Origin of the sequence: Nonomuraea sp. NBC_00507 (assembly GCF_036013525.1) — a bacterium.
Taxonomy (GTDB): domain Bacteria; phylum Actinomycetota; class Actinomycetes; order Streptosporangiales; family Streptosporangiaceae; genus Nonomuraea.
The window spans coordinates 8,170,506-8,185,849 of record NZ_CP107853.1 but is presented as its reverse complement, the minus strand read 5'-3'; the positions used below and the strand labels follow the sequence as shown (position 1 = coordinate 8,185,849).

17 protein-coding genes are annotated in these 15,344 nt (G+C 71.8%); 10 read left to right on the top strand and 7 right to left on the bottom strand.

The features are described 5' to 3' along the window. Window positions 1-52 precede the first annotated feature (52 nt). Window positions 53-1,162 carry a M24 family metallopeptidase gene (locus OHA25_RS39525; protein WP_327582020.1) on the top strand — a complete coding sequence of 370 codons (1,110 nt, stop codon included), beginning with the start codon at window positions 53-55 and terminating at the stop codon, window positions 1,160-1,162. A gap of 6 nt (window positions 1,163-1,168) precedes the next feature. Here OHA25_RS39525 and OHA25_RS39520 read toward each other — a convergent pair whose 3' ends face one another. Next, entirely contained in the window at window positions 1,169-1,516 is a 348-nt protein-coding gene (locus tag OHA25_RS39520) for a DUF6968 family protein (RefSeq protein ID WP_327582019.1), read from the bottom strand. Window positions 1,517-1,543: 27 nt separating this feature from the next. Between OHA25_RS39520 and OHA25_RS39515 the strand changes: the two genes are divergently transcribed. The 9 genes from OHA25_RS39515 (at window position 1,544) to OHA25_RS39475 (ending at window position 8,193) form a co-directional block, all read left to right on the top strand. Further along, the gene (locus OHA25_RS39515; protein WP_327582018.1) at window positions 1,544-2,317 is read left to right on the top strand and encodes a protein phosphatase 2C domain-containing protein; all 774 of its coding nucleotides are present in this window, start codon (window positions 1,544-1,546) and stop codon (window positions 2,315-2,317) included. Window positions 2,318-2,384: 67 nt separating this feature from the next. Beyond that, the gene (locus OHA25_RS39510; RefSeq protein WP_327582017.1) at window positions 2,385-2,594 is read left to right on the top strand and encodes an AAA family ATPase; all 210 of its coding nucleotides are present in this window, start codon (window positions 2,385-2,387) and stop codon (window positions 2,592-2,594) included. Between the two features lie 151 nt (window positions 2,595-2,745). Further along, on the top strand, window positions 2,746-2,985 hold the full coding sequence (locus OHA25_RS39505) for a hypothetical protein (RefSeq protein WP_327582016.1): 240 nt from the start codon (window positions 2,746-2,748) through the stop codon (window positions 2,983-2,985). Further along, entirely contained in the window at window positions 2,952-3,281 is a 330-nt protein-coding gene (locus OHA25_RS39500; protein WP_327582015.1) for a hypothetical protein, read from the top strand. The genes OHA25_RS39505 and OHA25_RS39500 overlap by 34 nt, the downstream gene beginning before the upstream one ends. Before the next feature lie 449 nt (window positions 3,282-3,730). Further along, window positions 3,731-4,324: a GTP-binding protein gene (locus tag OHA25_RS39495; RefSeq protein WP_327582014.1), complete on the top strand. Its 594-nt coding sequence runs from the start codon at window positions 3,731-3,733 to the stop codon at window positions 4,322-4,324. 23 nt (window positions 4,325-4,347) lie between these two features. Then, complete coding sequence (locus OHA25_RS39490) at window positions 4,348-4,824, top strand: Lrp/AsnC family transcriptional regulator (RefSeq protein WP_327582013.1); 477 nt, start codon at window positions 4,348-4,350, stop codon at window positions 4,822-4,824. Window positions 4,825-4,994: 170 nt separating this feature from the next. Next, the gene (locus OHA25_RS39485) at window positions 4,995-6,395 is read left to right on the top strand and encodes a glycosyltransferase 87 family protein (protein WP_327582012.1); all 1,401 of its coding nucleotides are present in this window, start codon (window positions 4,995-4,997) and stop codon (window positions 6,393-6,395) included. Beyond that, window positions 6,392-7,519 (top strand): L-talarate/galactarate dehydratase, encoded by a 1,128-nt coding sequence (locus tag OHA25_RS39480; RefSeq protein WP_327582011.1) that lies wholly within the window; start codon window positions 6,392-6,394, stop codon window positions 7,517-7,519. The genes OHA25_RS39485 and OHA25_RS39480 overlap by 4 nt, the downstream gene beginning before the upstream one ends. Further along, the gene (locus tag OHA25_RS39475) at window positions 7,516-8,193 is read left to right on the top strand and encodes a FadR/GntR family transcriptional regulator (protein WP_327582010.1); all 678 of its coding nucleotides are present in this window, start codon (window positions 7,516-7,518) and stop codon (window positions 8,191-8,193) included. The genes OHA25_RS39480 and OHA25_RS39475 overlap by 4 nt, the downstream gene beginning before the upstream one ends. Before the next feature lie 187 nt (window positions 8,194-8,380). Here OHA25_RS39475 and OHA25_RS39470 read toward each other — a convergent pair whose 3' ends face one another. From OHA25_RS39470 to OHA25_RS39445, 6 genes are read right to left on the bottom strand one after another with little or no spacing between them, the layout of a single operon-like run. Beyond that, window positions 8,381-9,394: an N-acetylglucosamine kinase gene (locus OHA25_RS39470; protein WP_327582009.1), complete on the bottom strand. Its 1,014-nt coding sequence runs from the start codon at window positions 9,392-9,394 to the stop codon at window positions 8,381-8,383. After that, window positions 9,394-10,653, bottom strand: coding sequence for a 6-phospho-beta-glucosidase (locus OHA25_RS39465; RefSeq protein WP_327582008.1), 1,260 nt, complete (start codon window positions 10,651-10,653; stop codon window positions 9,394-9,396). Before OHA25_RS39465 ends, OHA25_RS39470 begins: the two co-directional genes overlap by 1 nt. After that, the gene (locus tag OHA25_RS39460; protein ID WP_327582007.1) at window positions 10,650-11,546 is read right to left on the bottom strand and encodes a carbohydrate ABC transporter permease; all 897 of its coding nucleotides are present in this window, start codon (window positions 11,544-11,546) and stop codon (window positions 10,650-10,652) included. The genes OHA25_RS39465 and OHA25_RS39460 overlap by 4 nt, the downstream gene beginning before the upstream one ends. Beyond that, a complete protein-coding gene (locus OHA25_RS39455; RefSeq protein WP_327582006.1) occupies window positions 11,543-12,481 on the bottom strand; it encodes a carbohydrate ABC transporter permease in 939 nt (312 codons plus the stop codon). Before OHA25_RS39455 ends, OHA25_RS39460 begins: the two co-directional genes overlap by 4 nt. 1 nt (window position 12,482) lies before the next feature. After that, window positions 12,483-13,814: an ABC transporter substrate-binding protein gene (locus tag OHA25_RS39450; protein WP_327582005.1), complete on the bottom strand. Its 1,332-nt coding sequence runs from the start codon at window positions 13,812-13,814 to the stop codon at window positions 12,483-12,485. A gap of 22 nt (window positions 13,815-13,836) precedes the next feature. Next, window positions 13,837-15,033: an ROK family transcriptional regulator gene (locus OHA25_RS39445; protein WP_327582004.1), complete on the bottom strand. Its 1,197-nt coding sequence runs from the start codon at window positions 15,031-15,033 to the stop codon at window positions 13,837-13,839. Window positions 15,034-15,344 lie beyond the last annotated feature (311 nt).

Here is a 15,344-nt window from a genome sequence, read left to right as displayed (position 1 = left end):
TGAGAGCTTTTCGCGGATAGTGGGAGACCCGGGGCGGAGTAGATTTGGGCCTGTGACGTCCTCAGACCTGTATCCCGTGTCCCGTCTGGCCGCCGTGCAGGAGGCCACCGCCAAGAGCGGCCTTGACGCCCTGCTGCTCACGCCAGGGCCCGATCTGCGCTATGTGAGCGGCTATGACGCCAAGCCGCTGGAGCGGCTGACGTGCCTGGTGGTGCCCGCGGCGGGGGAGCCGTTCATGATGGTGCCCCGGCTGGAGCTGCCTGCCGCCGAGGCCTCGCCCGCATCGCGGCTCGGGCTGGAGTTCGTGGCCTGGGACGAGACCGACGACCCCTATGCGATCGCGGCGGCCCGGCTGGGGCAGGCCGGCAAGGTCGGGCTGGCCGACCGGATGTGGGCCATGTCGTCGCTGCGCTTCCGCGAGGTGCTGCCGGACGCCGAGCAGGTGCTGGCCGGGAGTGTGCTGCGGCAGTTGCGGATGCGCAAGTCCCCGGCCGAGGTGGCGGCGCTGTGCGAGGCGGGGGAGGCGATCGACGCCGTCCACCGGCGGGTCCCCGAGTTTCTGCGCGCCGGGCGGAGCGAGCGCGACGTGGCCAGGGACATCGCCGAGGCGATCCTGGCGGCCGGGCACGCGACGGTCGACTTCGTGATCGTCGCCTCCGGCCCCAACGGGGCCAGCCCGCACCACGACGTGTCCGACCGGGTGATCCAGAAAGGCGAGCCGGTGGTGGTCGACATCGGCGGCCAGCTGCACAGCGGCTACTGCTCCGACTCCACCCGCACCTACAGCGTGGGCGAGCCGCCCGCCGAGTTCAGCGCCTACTACGAGGTGCTGCGCCGCGCCCAGGATGCGGCGTGCGCGGCGGTGCGGCCGGGCGTCTCGTGCGAGTCGGTCGACGCGGCCGCCCGCGAGGTGATCGCCGAGGCCGGATACGGCGACTACTTCATCCACCGGACCGGGCACGGGATCGGGATCGAGACGCACGAGGAGCCCTACATCGTGGCCGGCAACGGGGAGCCGCTGGAGCCCGGCTTCGCCTTCTCCGTCGAGCCGGGCATCTACCTGCCGGGGCGGCACGGGGCCAGGATCGAGGACATCGTCGTGTGCACCGACAGCGGAGGTGAGCGGCTCAACAACACGCCGCGCGAGCTCGTGATCGTGTAAGCGCCGTCACTCGAGGAGCTTGTGGACCTCCGGGTCCACCTTCAGGCCGAGGTCCGGCTGGTCCAGCCAGTCCAGCCGGACCCGCGCGTCCTGCGCGCGCCGGGACAGCTCCAGCCGCAGCTTGTAAACGCTCAGCAGCAACGCCTGCAGGGAGTCGACCCCGAAGGCCGCCCCGGCCCGCTCCTCGCCCAGCCCTGCGATCTGATGGGGGCAGCACCAATCCCCGTGTGAGCTGAGCCGGTCCGGCCTCGGCCTGCCGATCCGTACCGTCACGGGCGTACGGGCGCCGTCCTCGGCGACGGCCTCCAGCTGCCGCTCGGCCACGACGTCGCCGAGCTCGTAGGTCATCGTCATGAGGGCAACTGTGGCACAGTCGCTGTCATGTTCGCGGAGGTCACCTACGCCACCCGTCCCGGCTCGGCCGACCGGCCCAACGAGGATCTGGTGATCGCCGGGCCGTCCTGGATCGTCGTGCTCGACGGGGCCACGGCGGCGGCCGGGGTGGACAGCGGCTGCGTGCACGACGTGACCTGGCTGGTGGCGCGGCTCGGCGGGGCACTGGCGGCGCGGCTGGCCGCGGACGGTGACACGCCGCTGGCCGGGGTGCTGGAGCGGGCCATCGAGGAGACGGTGGCGGCGCACGGCGGCGGGTGCGATCTGGGCAACCCGGATTCGCCGTCCGCCACGGTGGCCATGGTGCGGATCGGGCGGGAGCGGGTGGAATACCTCGTGCTGGGCGATTCGCCGGTCGTCCTCGCGCGGGCGGGTGGCGGGGTCGCAGTGGTGGCCGATGATCGGCTGGAGCGGCTGCCGGGCGGGCGGCCGTACACGGTGGAGCTGGTGCGGCGGATGCGGAACGCGCCGGGCGGCTTCTGGGTTGCCGCCGCGCGGCCCGAGGCGGCCGCCCAGGGCGTGGGCGGGGCGGTGGACGTACGGGAGGTGCGAGGGGTCGGGGTGTGCACCGACGGGGTGGCCCGGCTCGTCGACTGGTACGGCTGGAACTGGGACGACATCGTGGCCGTGCTGGACGGCGAGGGGCCGGATGCGGTGATCGGGGCCGTGCGGGGGCTGGAGGAGGCGCGTGGGCCGGTCCGGGGGAAGCGGCACGACGACGCCTCCGTGGCGTGGGGGCGTTTGCGGCCTGCTCCGGGCTGACCGCATCTAGACAGACCGGCGTGTATCAGGCATCCCACCTTGCTCTGCCATGGGGGAGGGAGCGGGCATGTTCGTCGGCAGGACGGCGGAGCTCGCCCTGCTGCGCGCCGAGCTGCGCGCGGCGGGCGGGGGCCGCGCCAGGAGGGTCGTGGTCGAGGGACCTGAGGGGATCGGCAAGACCGCCCTGGTCCGCCACACGCTCGGCGGGGAGGCGGGCGTGCGGGTGTCGGCCGCCGGCGGTGAGGAGGGGAGCGGTGGCTCGCCCTCGGTGTGCTAAGGCAGCTCGTGGACGATGCGGCGGGCCCGGACGGACGTGCCGCGACGCTGGAGGGCCTCGCGGCGGCGGGGCGGAGGCGGCGGGGCCGGAGGCGGCGGGGCCGGAGGCGCGGTTCGCGGCGGCGGGGCAGGATCCGTGCGCGGCGGGGCAGGTGATCTGCGAGGTCATCGGGGCGTTACAGGCGCACGGGCCGGTGGTGGTGCTGATTGACGACGCCCAGTGGGCGGACCGGCCGTCGCTGCACGCCCTGGGATACGTGCTGCGACGGCTCCGGGCCGGCCGGGTGCTCGTGGTGGTCGCCGTCCGTGATGTCGCCGACCCCTGGCTGCCCTGTGGGTCCTGGCCGGCGATCGGCTCGTGGACCACACCGCGACCACCCGCGAGCAGGTGAAGCGCCTGACCCGTGAATGCCTGGCCGTCGCCGACGGCGCCGTGCCCCGCCCGGCGGTCACCCGGTTCCTGGCCGACCTGCGCGATGAGCTGGGCACCATCAAGGAGTTCGACGGCCTGCAGTGGCTCTGGCGTGACCAGCTCGCCAGGATGCTAGGGGGCGTGGGTGTGGCGGGACACGCAGGCCGCGCCCACGCTGGCCCGCTACCTCGACAACGCCGACGGCCGCGGCTCGTGCTTCGCGGACCTGCCCTACCGGATCTACACGGGCGATGCCTGGGTGAAGGCCCCACCTGAAGCGACACATTCTGGGGCTCGGTGTCAGCCGCGCCGAGGTGACCGACGCGATGGCCGCGCTCGCGCGCGAGCGCGGCGCTGCTGATCGAGCCGGTTCGCGAGCGCAGCCCCCGCACCGCCGCCTACCTGGGCAGACAGCTCGGATTCAGGCCGGGTTCACCGGCATTGCCGACCCCGGCCACACAGCGTGAAGGGCGGGTCCGCGGCCATGACAAGCGGACTTGACTCTGGGGGAGCGGAACCAGCGAATAACAGGGCCCTGAGCGACAAACCGTGACATTTTGATTCTTGCAAAAAATTGCGGCTTGAGTGGAAAATGTGGCGTTGCTAGGGTGTCTCGATGCCAGGCATGTGGATCGGCCTTCTCAAACACACCTTGACAGGTACCACTGACCACGGCACCTCAAGGGCGGGCCGCGCATGCGCGGGAGATGTACGGGCGGTGCTGGATGGAATTCGGTCGCTCTGACCATTGGCGGCTACCGACGGCGATCAAAATCCTGATCGCCGGGGGATTCGGCGCGGGCAAGACCACCATGGTCGGCGCGGTCTCCGAGACCCGGCCTCTACGTACGGAGGAGGCGCTCACCCAGGTCGGCACGCACGTCGACGATCTGTCCGGCGTCGAGCGCAAGCTCACCACCACCGTGGCCATGGATTTCGGCCGCATCACCATCCGCAACGACTACATGCTCTACTTGTTCGGCACCCCGGGCCAGGAGCGGTTCTGGTTCGTGTGGGACGAGCTCGCCATGGGCGCGCTGGGCGCGGTGGTGTTGGCCGACACCCGCCGCCTGGACGACTGCTTCCCGTCCGTCGACTACTTCGAAAAGCGCGAGCAGCCGTTCATCGTGGCGCTCAACTGTTTCGAGGGCACGCAGCCGTTCACCGTCGGCCAGGTGCGTGACGCGCTCGGCCTGGAGCCGGACATCCCCATCGTGCGCTGTGACGCCCGCAGGCGCGACTCCGGCAGGGAGGTCCTCGTCACGCTGGTGGAGCACGCGATGCGCCGGGGGGTCACTCCGGTCGGGACCATGTCGTGACCACGACCGGCTACCTTTGACCGATGGAGGAGATCGACCGCCGGATCGTCACGCTACTGGCCCGTGACGGCCGCATGAGCTTCACCGACCTGGCCAGGGAGACGGGGCTGTCGGTCTCAGCGGTGCACCAGCGCGTACGCCGCCTGGAAAAGCGCGGCGTCCTGCGCGGATACGCCGCGATCATCGACCACGACGCGATCGGGCTTCCGCTGACCGCCTTCGTGTCGATCAAGCCGATCGATCCCGCCGCGCCCGACGACGCCCCTGAGCGGCTGGCCCACCTGGCGGCCATCGAGGCATGCCACAGCGTGGCGGGCGACGAGAGCTACATCCTCAAGGTGCGCGTCGCCTCACCGGTGGCGCTGGAGGACCTCCTGCAGCAGATCCGCGCCGCCGCGAACGTCTCCACCCGCACCACGGTGGTGCTGAGCACACCGTACGAGCACCGCGCCCCCGACATGACCGCCGAAGCTGCCCCCGCCCAAGACAACTCCGCCTGACCGCCCCAAGGCGGCACCTGCCCAAGTCCGCCTGACCGCCCTACGGCGGCCCTTGCCCAAGGCGCGGCCGTGGGCTCTTGGCAGGCATCGCCCAGCACACCTCTTACGAAGTGCGGACGGATCGCCGCGTCGCCGCCCGGTCCGGGCGTGGCAGTGCGACGCTGCACACCATGAGGGCCGCACCACGACAGCACCCGCGCCTGACCGCCGCTCCGCGGGACGGCGCGGCAGCGCAAGCACCGCCCCAGAGCGCACCCGGCCGTGCGGCCCGTCGCGTGTGGCCGCGGACGGGCGTGGCCGCGGTGCTGATCGCCGCGCAGGTGAGCGTCCTCGCCGTCGTCTTCCACGCTGCCCCCCAGGGCGTCTTCTGGTGGTATGCCGCCGCCTGGGTGCTGTTCGGCGGCGCGGTGTGGGCGGTGCGTGGCGTGCCGGGCCGCCCGGCCGGGCGGCTGGTGCTGGCGGGCGGGCTGGCGGTGATTGCCACGGGCCTGCTGGGCCCGCCGGCCACCAGCACGGACTCCTTCCGCTATGCCTGGGACGGCCGCGTGCAGTCGGCCGGCCTGTCTCCCTATGACCGCACGCCGGCCGACCCCGCCCTCGCCCACCTCCGCGACCCTTGGCTGTTCCCCGATTGCGCGCAGGGGCGCTTCTATCCGATCGACGGGGCCTGCACGAGGATCAACCGGCCGACCGTGCACACGATCTATCCGCCGCTGGCGGAGGCGTACTTCCTGCTGGTGGACCGCCTGTCGCCGGAGGGCGCCCGGCACAAGCCGCTGCAGGTCTCCGGCGCGTTGCTGGCCGCGGGCACCACCGCCGCCCTGCTGATCATGCTGCGCAGGCGTGACGTCCGGCCGGCCGCGTACTGGGCGTGGTGCCCCGCCGTCCCCATGGAGGCGGTGAACAACGCCCACGTCGACATGCTCGCTGTTGCCGCCGTGGTGCTCGCCTTCGGCGCCGCCCGCGCCGGGCCGCTCGGGCGGGGCGCGCTGCTCGGCGCGGCGGTCGCGGTCAAGCTGGTGCCCGCCGTGGTGATCCCCGGCGCTCTCGCCGGGACGGCGGCAGGCGCCTGGCGCGCCGCACTGCGCACGCTGGTCCCGGCCGTGCTGGTCGTGGTGCTCGCCTACCTGCCGTACGTGCTCGCCTCGCAGGGGTCGGTGTTCGGCTACCTGTCGGGCTACCTGGCCGAGGAGGGCTACGACGAGGCCGGGGCCCGCGACAGGTACGCGCTCCTGCGCTGGGTGCTGCCCGACTCCTGGGCGTTGCCCGCCGCCCTGGCGATCCTCGCCGCCGTCCTGCTCCACGTCCTCAGGCGCGGCGACCCCGATCGCCCGTGGCGCGGCGCGCTCGTGCTGACCGGCACGGCCTTCCTCGTCCTCACCCCCGGCTTCCCCTGGTACGCCCTGCTGATCGTGGCCCTGGTGGCCCTCGACGGCCGCTGGGAGTGGCTCGGCGTGCCCGTGGCGGGCGCGGTCGCGTACCTGACCTCCGCCGGCACCCCGGCCTACGCCGCGGCCGCCGCCCTCGTGGCTGGCGCCTGGGTTGTACGACAACATAGGATGTCATCATGATGACTTCTGCGGATCGTATTGCCTGGGTGCGTCTGTCCTCCGTTTACCTCCCCCTCGACACGCCGGTCAGCGACGCCAAGGTGCTGACCGGCCGGCAGCGGCCGATGACCGAGATCGCGTTCCTGTTCGCCGAGATCGGCACCGAGCAGGGGCACGAGGGCATCGGGTTCGCCTACTCCAAGCGCGCCGGCGGCCCCGGCCAGTACGCGCACGCCAAGGAGATCGTGAACAACCTGGTCGGCGAGGACCCCAACGACATCGCCCGCCTGTGGGACAAGCTGTGCTGGGCCGGCGCGTCGGTCGGTCGCAGCGGGCTGGCGATCCAGGCCATCGCCGCGCTGGACGTGGCGCTGTGGGACATGAAGGCCAAGCGCGCGAGCCTGCCGCTGGCCAAGCTGCTCGGCGCCCACCGCGACTCCGTACGCTGCTACAACACCTCGGGCGGATTCCTGCACGCGCCGATCGAGCAGGTGCTGGACAACGCCACGGCGGCGCTGGAGCGCGGCATCGGCGGCATCAAGATCAAGGTCGGTCAGCCGGACACCCGGGCGGACCTGTCCAGGCTGAAGGCCGTGCGCGAGCACCTCGGCGAGCAGGTGCCGCTCATGGTGGACGCCAACCAGCAGTGGGACAGGCCGACGGCCGCGCGGATGGGCCGGGCGATGGAGGAATACGGCCTGGTCTGGATCGAGGAGCCGCTGGACGCCTACGACCACGCCGGGCACGCGGCCCTGGCCGCCGCGCTGGACACGCCGATCGCCACCGGCGAGATGCTGACCAGCGTGGGCGAGCACGCCGAGCTGATCAGGGCGCGCGGCGCGGACGTGATCCAGCCGGACGCGCCGCGCATCGGGGGCGTCACCCCGTTCCTGCGGCTGGCGGCGCTGGCCGAGCACGAGAGGCTGCAGCTCGCGCCGCACTTCGCCATGGAGATCCACCTCCACCTGGCCGCCGCCTACGCGCTGGAGCCGTGGGTGGAGCACTTCGAATGGCTGGAGCCGCTGTTCAACGAGCGGCTGGAGATCCGCGACGGCCGCATGCTGGTGCCGGACCGGCCGGGCATCGGCGTCACGCTGAGCGAGCAGGCGGCCAAGTGGACCGCCGAGCGCTACGAGACGACGTGACCAGCCGCACGCAGCAGCTCGTCGACACCCTGACCGCGCGCATCCAGGAAGGCGTGATCAGGCCCGGCGAGCGGCTGCCGACCGAGAGCGACCTCGTGGAGACGTACGGCGTGAGCAGGACCGTCGTGCGCGAGGCCATCGCGCGGCTGAAGGCGGCCGGGCTCATCGAGACCCAGCACGGGCGGGGCAGCTTCGTGCTGGCCCGGCCCAGCACGACCGGCTTCGACCCGGCGCCCGCCAGCACCCGGCAGGAGGTGCTCGACCTGCTCGACTTCCGCATGGGGGTCGAGGTGGAGGCGGCCGGGCTGGCCGCCGCCCGCCGCACCGAGGCCGGGCTGGCGGGGCTGCGGGAGGCGCTGGAGAGCTTCGAGTCGGCGGCCGGGCACCCGAGCGCGGCGGTCAACGCCGACTACCTGTTCCACCTGCGGATCGCGCTCGTCACCGGCAACCGGTACTTCGCCGATCTGCTCGCCTCGCTCGGCCCGTCGATGATCATCATGCCGCGCGACCGGCTGCGTCCCGACCGGCCGGACTTCGCCAGGATCGTCGCTGAGCACGACCACATCTACGCCGCGATCCGGCGACAGGACGCCGAGGGCGCCCGCGCCGCTGTCCGCGTGCACCTGTCCAACAGCCGCGCCCGCCTCCTCCAGGACGAGGACCTCCGCGCCTGACGGCCGGCGCCGCGCCGCGCCGCGCGCCATGCGCCGTGCGTCGAGCCCGCCAAGCGCCAGGGCGTCGTGCGTTGTGCGTCGAGCCCGCCAAGCGCCACAGGGCGCCGTGCGGCCACGTCGGCGCTATGGGCCACGCCCCCCGGCGGTGCCATGCGTCACGCGCCTGCGCAGGCGGTTCTGTGCGGGGTCAGGGGGTGCGAGACGGCTCGAAGTGGGCGCGCAGGCGGGTCCTGGCGGCGTCGGGGGCGCCGAGGTGGTCCAGGCCGAGCAGGGCCGCGCCCATGACCGGCGGCACGTCGGCCACCACCGGCTCGGCCCGCGGCGCGCGCACCGCGAGCTCCGTGTCCAGCAGGGACGTCAGCAGCGGGTCCCGGGCGGTCAGCAGGCCGCCGCCGAGCACCACCTCCGCCGGCGTCTCCAGCAGCCCGAGCCGGCGCAGGCAGACCTCGGCCATGACCGCCACCTCCTCGGCCTGCCGCGCCACCAGCGACCGGGCCACCGCGTCCCCGGCCGCCGCCATCGCGAACACGCCGGGCGCCAGCTCGTGCAGCCGCGCACCGTCCAGCCGGCCGAAGTGGATCTCCAGCACCAGCTCCTCGACCGTCCGCGTGCCGAAGTGGGAGGTGACCAGCGCGGCCAGGGCGGTCGGCACGCCGCGGCCGTCCTCGGCGCGCACGGCGTGCCACAGCGCCTGCTCGCCGAGGCCGTGGCCGCCGCCCCAGTCCCCGCTGATCGGGCCGAGCGCGGGAAAACGGGCGACCTCGCCGGTGGGGGAGACGCCGACCGCGTTGATGCCGGCCCCGCACACGACCGCCACCCCCCACGGGGCCGACGCGCCGGCCCGCAGCAGTGCGAAGGTGTCGTTGCGCACCACCACGTCCGCCCCGAACCCCCGGGCCGTGAACTCCCGGGCCAGCGCCTCCTCCTCCACGGGCAGATCCGCCCCGGCCAGGCAGGCCGAGACGTGGTCGACACCGTCCGCGGACCCCAGCGCGGCGAAGGCCGCCTCGACACCGTCCGCGGGCGGCAGCGCGGCGACCGCCGCCTCGACGACCCCCACGGCCGCCGCGGCACCGTCCCGCTGCGGCACGAACGGGCCCGCGCGGCCCGTCCCGAGCACCTCGCCGTCCTCCGACACCAGCGCCACGTCGGTCTTGCTGTTGCCGCCGTCCACGGCCAGAACGAGCCTGGGACGCGCCACTAGTCCACCGTCCAGTGCAGATGCTCGCGCCCTGCCTCGAGCAGCAGGCCGGTCAGCTCCTCGGCGAGCTCGTCCTGCCCGATCAGCGGATGGGCGAGCAGCGCGTCACGCACCCGGTCGGCGCCGCCGTGCAGGGCCGCCTCCAGGGCGAGCGTCTCGTACGCGGACACGTTCGCGATCAGCCCGGCGTACAGCGGCTCGACGGGCGCGACCGGCAGCGGCACGGCCCCGCCGGCGCCGACGGCCGCCGGGACCTCGATCACCGCCTCGTCGCCGAGGAACGGCAGCGTGCCCGCGTTGCGCACGTTCACCACCTGCGTGTCGCCCCGATCGCCGAGCAACGACGCGATCAGCGCCACCGCCGCCTCCGAATAGAACGCCCCGCCCCGCTGGGACAGCAGCTCGGGCTTTTCCACCACGGACGGGTCGGCGTAGAGCTCCAGCAGCCGTGCCTCCATCTCCGCCACCTCAGCGGCCCGCGACGGTTTCGAGCGCTGCTCGCGCACCACCGCGTCATGGGCATAGAAATACCGCAGATAGTAGGACGGCACGACGCCGAGCCGCCGCAGCAGGCCCGGCCGCAGGCCGAGGCTCTCGGCGATCTCCTGGCCGTGCTCGGCCAGCAGCTCCGGCAGCACGTCCCGGCCGTCGAGGTAGACGGCCCGCTCCCAGGTCAGATGGTTGAGCCCGACGTGGCCGAGGGAGACCCGGGCCGGGTCGGCGCCGAGCCAGGCGGCGAACCGCCGCTGGAACCCGATCGCCACGTTGCACAGCCCGATCGCCCGGTGCCCGGCGTCCAGCAGCGCCCGGGTGACGATCCCGACCGGGTTGGTGAAGTCCACGATCCAGGCGTCCGGGGCTTGCTCGCGCACCGTCTCGGCGATGTCCAGCACGACCGGGACCGTGCGCAACGCCTTGGCCAGGCCGCCCGCGCCCGTCGTCTCCTGCCCCACGCAGCCGCACTCCAGCGGCCACGTCTCATCCAGCTCCCGGGCGGCCTGCCCGCCCACCCGCAGCTGGAACAGCACGACCTGCGCCCCGGCGACGCCCTCGGCGACCGAGGAGGTGGCCAGGACCCGCGCCGGGTGCCCGGCGTGCGCCAGCATCCGCCGCGACACCCCCGCCACCAGGTCCAGCCGCGCGGCGTCCGGGTCTATCAGGGCGATCTCCGCCACCGGCAGCTCCTCGCGCAGCCGCGCGAACCCGTCGATCAGCTCCGGCGTGTACGTCGACCCGCCCCCGACCACGGCCAGTTTCAACCCTTCACTCCCGTCAAGGTGACGCCCTCGATGAACACTCTCTGGGCGAGGAAGAACACGATGATCACCGGCGCCGTCACCAGAAGCGTGGCGGCCATGGTGAGATTCCACTGCACGCTGTGGAACGCCTTGAACGTCGCAAGGCCCAGCGACAACGTCAGCTTCTCCTGCTCGACGCCGGCGTACAGCAGCGGCCCGTAGTAGTCGTTCCAGCAGTAGAAGAACTGGAACAGCGCCACCGCCGCGATCGCCGGGCGCGCCATCGGCAGCACCACCTGCAGCAGCGTCCGGATATCCGAGCAGCCGTCCACCTTGGCGGCGTCGGTGTAGTCGCGCGGGATCGTCAGGAGGAACTGGCGCAGCAGGAAGATGGAGAACGCATCGCCCAGCAGCAGCGGCAGGATCAGCGGCCACAGACTGTCGGTCAGCCCCAGCCGCGCCCACACGAGGTAGATCGGCACCGCCACGACCTGCGGCGGCAGCATCATCGTAGTGATGACGACGAGGAACGCCAGCCGCCGCCCCCGGAAGCGGAACCGGGCCAGCGCGTAGGCCACCGGCACCGACGACACCAGGGTGAAGACCGTGCCGAGCGCCGCGTACATCAGCGTGTTGCCCGCCCACCGCAGCAGCAGCGATTTCTCGAACACCACCGCGAAGTTGTCCCAGTTCCAGCTCTGCGGCCACAACTGGCTGGTCAGGGCCTGATCGTCGGTCATCAGCGCGGTCAGCCCGATGAACACCACGGGCGCCAGGAACATCAGCGCGAGCGCGATGGCCAGCGCGTGGGTGGCGATCCACATCAGCAGGCGGCGCCTGCGGGCCCTGGCCCCGTCGTGCCGCGCGCCCCGGGCGAGCGCCGTCCGCGGCGGCGCGGTGATCGTGGCGCTCATGAGACCTCCTCGGCCCGGCGGAACTGCCGCAGCAGGATCAGCGTGAAGATCATGGAGGTGCCGAACAGCAGCAGCGCGAGCACGGACGCGTACCCCATGGTGTAGTCGCGGAAGCCGACGTGGAACAGCCACTGCGGCAGCGTGAGCAACGACTCGTCCGGGTAGCCGGGGAAGAAGGAGCTGCCGGCCGAGTCGGTCACGCCCGAGGCGACGCGGGAGGCGATCATGGCCTGGGAGAAGTACTGCAGCGCGTAGATGACGTTCGTGACCAGGGTGAACAGCAGCACCGGCGCGATCGTCGGCAGGGTCACGCTGCGGAATTGCCGCCAGGGGCCCGCGCCGTCGATGGCGGCGGCCTCGTACAGGTGCTTGGGCACGTCCAGCAGCGCCGCCATGAAGATCACCATGAGCTGGCCGCAGCCCCACAGCGACAGCATCGTCAGGCTGGGCTTGGACCAGGCCGGGTCGCCGAACCAGTCCGGCCCCTCGGCGCCGAACCAGGCGAGCACCACGTTGACCGGGCCGGTGCCCGGGTTCAGCAGGAAGACGAACGTGATCGTGCCCGCCGTCATCGGCACCAGCGACGGCAGGTAGAAGATCGTCCGCAGCAGGCCGACGCCGGCCTTGAGCCTGACCACCAGCTGCGCGAGCGCCAGCGAGAACAGCACGGTCGCCGGGACCATGATGAGCACCAGCCACAGCGTGTTGCGCGCCGAGGTCGCCACCCTGGCGTCCTGCAGCAGGTAACGGTAGTTGTCCAGGCCGATGAACTCGAGGGTGTACATGTCGTAGCGGTGGAAGGAGAAGTACACCGTGGACAGCAGCGGGTAGACGAAGAAGATCGACACGCCGGCGATCCACGGCGACAACCAGAGGAGGGCACGCAGGCCCTCGCCGCGCCGCCATGGGGGCGGCGCGGCGTGGACGACGCTCACATCAGCCTCCGGACAGCTTCAGCTTGTCGTTGATCTGCTTGTCCACGTTCTTCAGCCCGGCGTCCAGGTCCGGCACGGAGCCCTTCTCCCACTTGGCGACGAAGGAAGCCAGGACCTCCTGGTTGAAGACGCTGTTCACACTGGCGGGCAGCGTCGAGGTCTTCGGGTGGGCGAAGATGTCGAGGAACGTCGTGAAATTGGCGTCCTTGGCCAGGTCGGGGGACTCCATCGACGCCTTCGTCGTGGGGACGTTGCGCAGCGCGTTCGACAGCGTCACCAGCGAGCTCGTGTCGGTCGTCAGATACTTGATCAGCTCCCAGGCGTGCTGCGGGTTCTTGGCGCCCTTCGGCACGCCGATGACGGTGCCGGCGGTGAAGCCGCTGCCGTACAGGTCGGGCTTGTCGTCGGCGACGGGCAGGGGAGCGGTGCCGTAGTCCAGGTCCTTGGCGTCATTGGCGAGCATGGCGTTGCGCCACTCGCCGTCCAGGATCATGGCGACCTTGCCCTTGTTGAACGGGTGCTCGGCGCTCCACTCGTCGCCCAGGCTCTTGCGGAACTTCTCCAGCTTGTCGTGGCCGTACCAGTCGACCAGCTCCTTCTGCCAGGTCAGCAGCTGCTTCCAGGCCGGGTCGGAGCCGATGGCCGAGGTGCCGTCGTCGTTGTACCACCTGGCGCCGACCATGGGACCCATGTGGCTGGGGCTGTTCTCGTAGTACTGGACGCTCGGGATGAAGCCGGCCACCTTGATCTCGCCGTCGGCGTCGCGGACGGTGAGCTTCTTGGTCAGCTCGGTCAGCTCGCTCAGCGTCTTGGGCGGTTCGTTGCCCTTCATCAGGGCCTTGTTGTAGTAGAGGCCGTAGGCGTCGGCCAGCAGCGGCAGCGTGCACTGCTTGCCGTCGAAGGCCGTGTAGGAACGTGCCACCGCCGGCAGCACCGTCAGATCGATGCCGTCCTGCCGGATCACCGGGGTGAGGTCTTGGAACGCTCCCGACTTGCACCATTGGGCGACGTTGTCGGTGGTGAACGAGGCCGCGACGTCGGGCGCCTTGCCGCCGCGGATGGCCTGGGTGATCTGGTCGTCCTGCACGCCCTTGGTGGCCTTGACGGTGATCTGCGGGAACTTCTTGTTGAACCCGGCGATGGTGTCCTCGAACGCCTTGACCTCGGCGTCGGTGGAGAAGCCGTGCCACAGTTCGATCGTGGCGGCGGGAAGGGCCTGGGAAGCGGATCCTGAGGGTTTGGGCTGGGCGCCGAGCGAGGGCCCGGCCTCCTTGCCGGCGGTGCAGGCGGTCAGCGCGAGAGCTGCGGCGACCGCGAGGGGGACGAAGCGCACGGGGGGTGCCTCCTGCCAGAGTTCATGAGGGAACGGTGGAGCTGAAGACCTCCTCGCGTACGGTGTCGAGGGCCAGGTCGAGGGCGCCGGCCAGGACCGGGTTGCCTTCGACGCTCGACAGCCGCACGCGAGGGCGGGGGATGGTGAGCGCGTGCAGCTCGTGCTCGACGAGCTCGCGCAGGGTCTCGCCGCCGGACAGCACCACGCCGCCGGTCAGCACGATCAGGCCGGGATCGACGACGGAGGTGATGGCGGCCAGGCCCACGGCCAGGCGGGCGGCGATGTCACGCAGCCCGGCCCTGGCGTCGTCGGCCTTCTGCCCGGTGCCTGCGGCCGCCTGGACGGCGTTCGCGACGGCCTGGCGGAAGTCGGCGCCGCGCACGCCGTACGAGCGCAGCAGTTTCAGCACGGCCGGGCCGCCGGTCAGCGCCTGGTAGCCGTGATCGCCGAGGCGGCCGGCCTCGCGGGCCGTCGGCGCGCCCGGGGTCGGCATGTAGCCCACTTCGCCCGCGCCGCCGCTCGCGCCCCGGTGCATGCGCCCGCCCATGACGATGGCCGAGCCGATGCCCGAGTCCGCCCACAGCAGCACGAAGTCCCGGCTGTCCTGGGCCGCGCCGTGCGCTTGCTCGGCGAGCGCGACGAGGTTGACGTTGTTCTCGACGTCCACCGGCACGCCGAGCCCGGCGCTGAGCGTGGGCACCAGGTCGGGGATCTGCCAGCCGGGCACGTCCTTGGTGGCGGCGTACCCGAGCCTGCCGGTGGTCGGATCGATCGCGGCCTGTACACCGATGACGACCCGGCGTAGCTTGTCCGGCGGGTTCGCGCCGAGGATCGCCGTGTTGAGCCGGTCGACCAGCTCGCCGTGGGGGCGGCGCGGCGTGGGCAGGGTGTGCTCGCCCACGATCGCGCCGGTGATGTCGGCCACCTTGACCTCGATACGGTCGGGGGTGACGTCGAGCGCGCCCACGTAGGCGGCCGCCGGGTTGATCCGGTAGACCTCGGCCGTACGGCCCGGCAGGCCCTCCCTGATGCCGTCCAGCACCACCAGCCCCGCCTCCTGCAGCCGGGCGAGAAGCTGGGATGCCGTGGGCTTGGACAGCCCGGTGAGCGCGCCGATCTCGGGGCGGGTCAGCGGGCCGCGTTCGAGGAGTGCCTGCAAGGCCGCGCGATCGTTGATGGCGCGTAGCAGACTGGGTGTCCCCGGCACGGGACCGCTCACGGTGACTCCTTCGTTCGAAGTTAGGAAACTTTCCTAACTTGAGAGGAACGTAAGGCGGAGCCGCCGGAATGGTCAAGAGCCGAAATGAAGACGTAACCGAACGCCTGGGAAGGAAAGAAAAGAGGGGCAGAGTACCTCGACAGGCATGCTAATGTCGTCGTTTGTCGTAACAACAAGCAGAATGGCCCGGAGTGTCCCATTAACCACATTAATGGTCAGGCGGCAACTCGTCAAACGGAGCTCGCCAGAGAGCAGGCGTATGTCACCCGCCTCTACGATCGGCTCGACACGCTGCGCGAGCGTACCCAGCA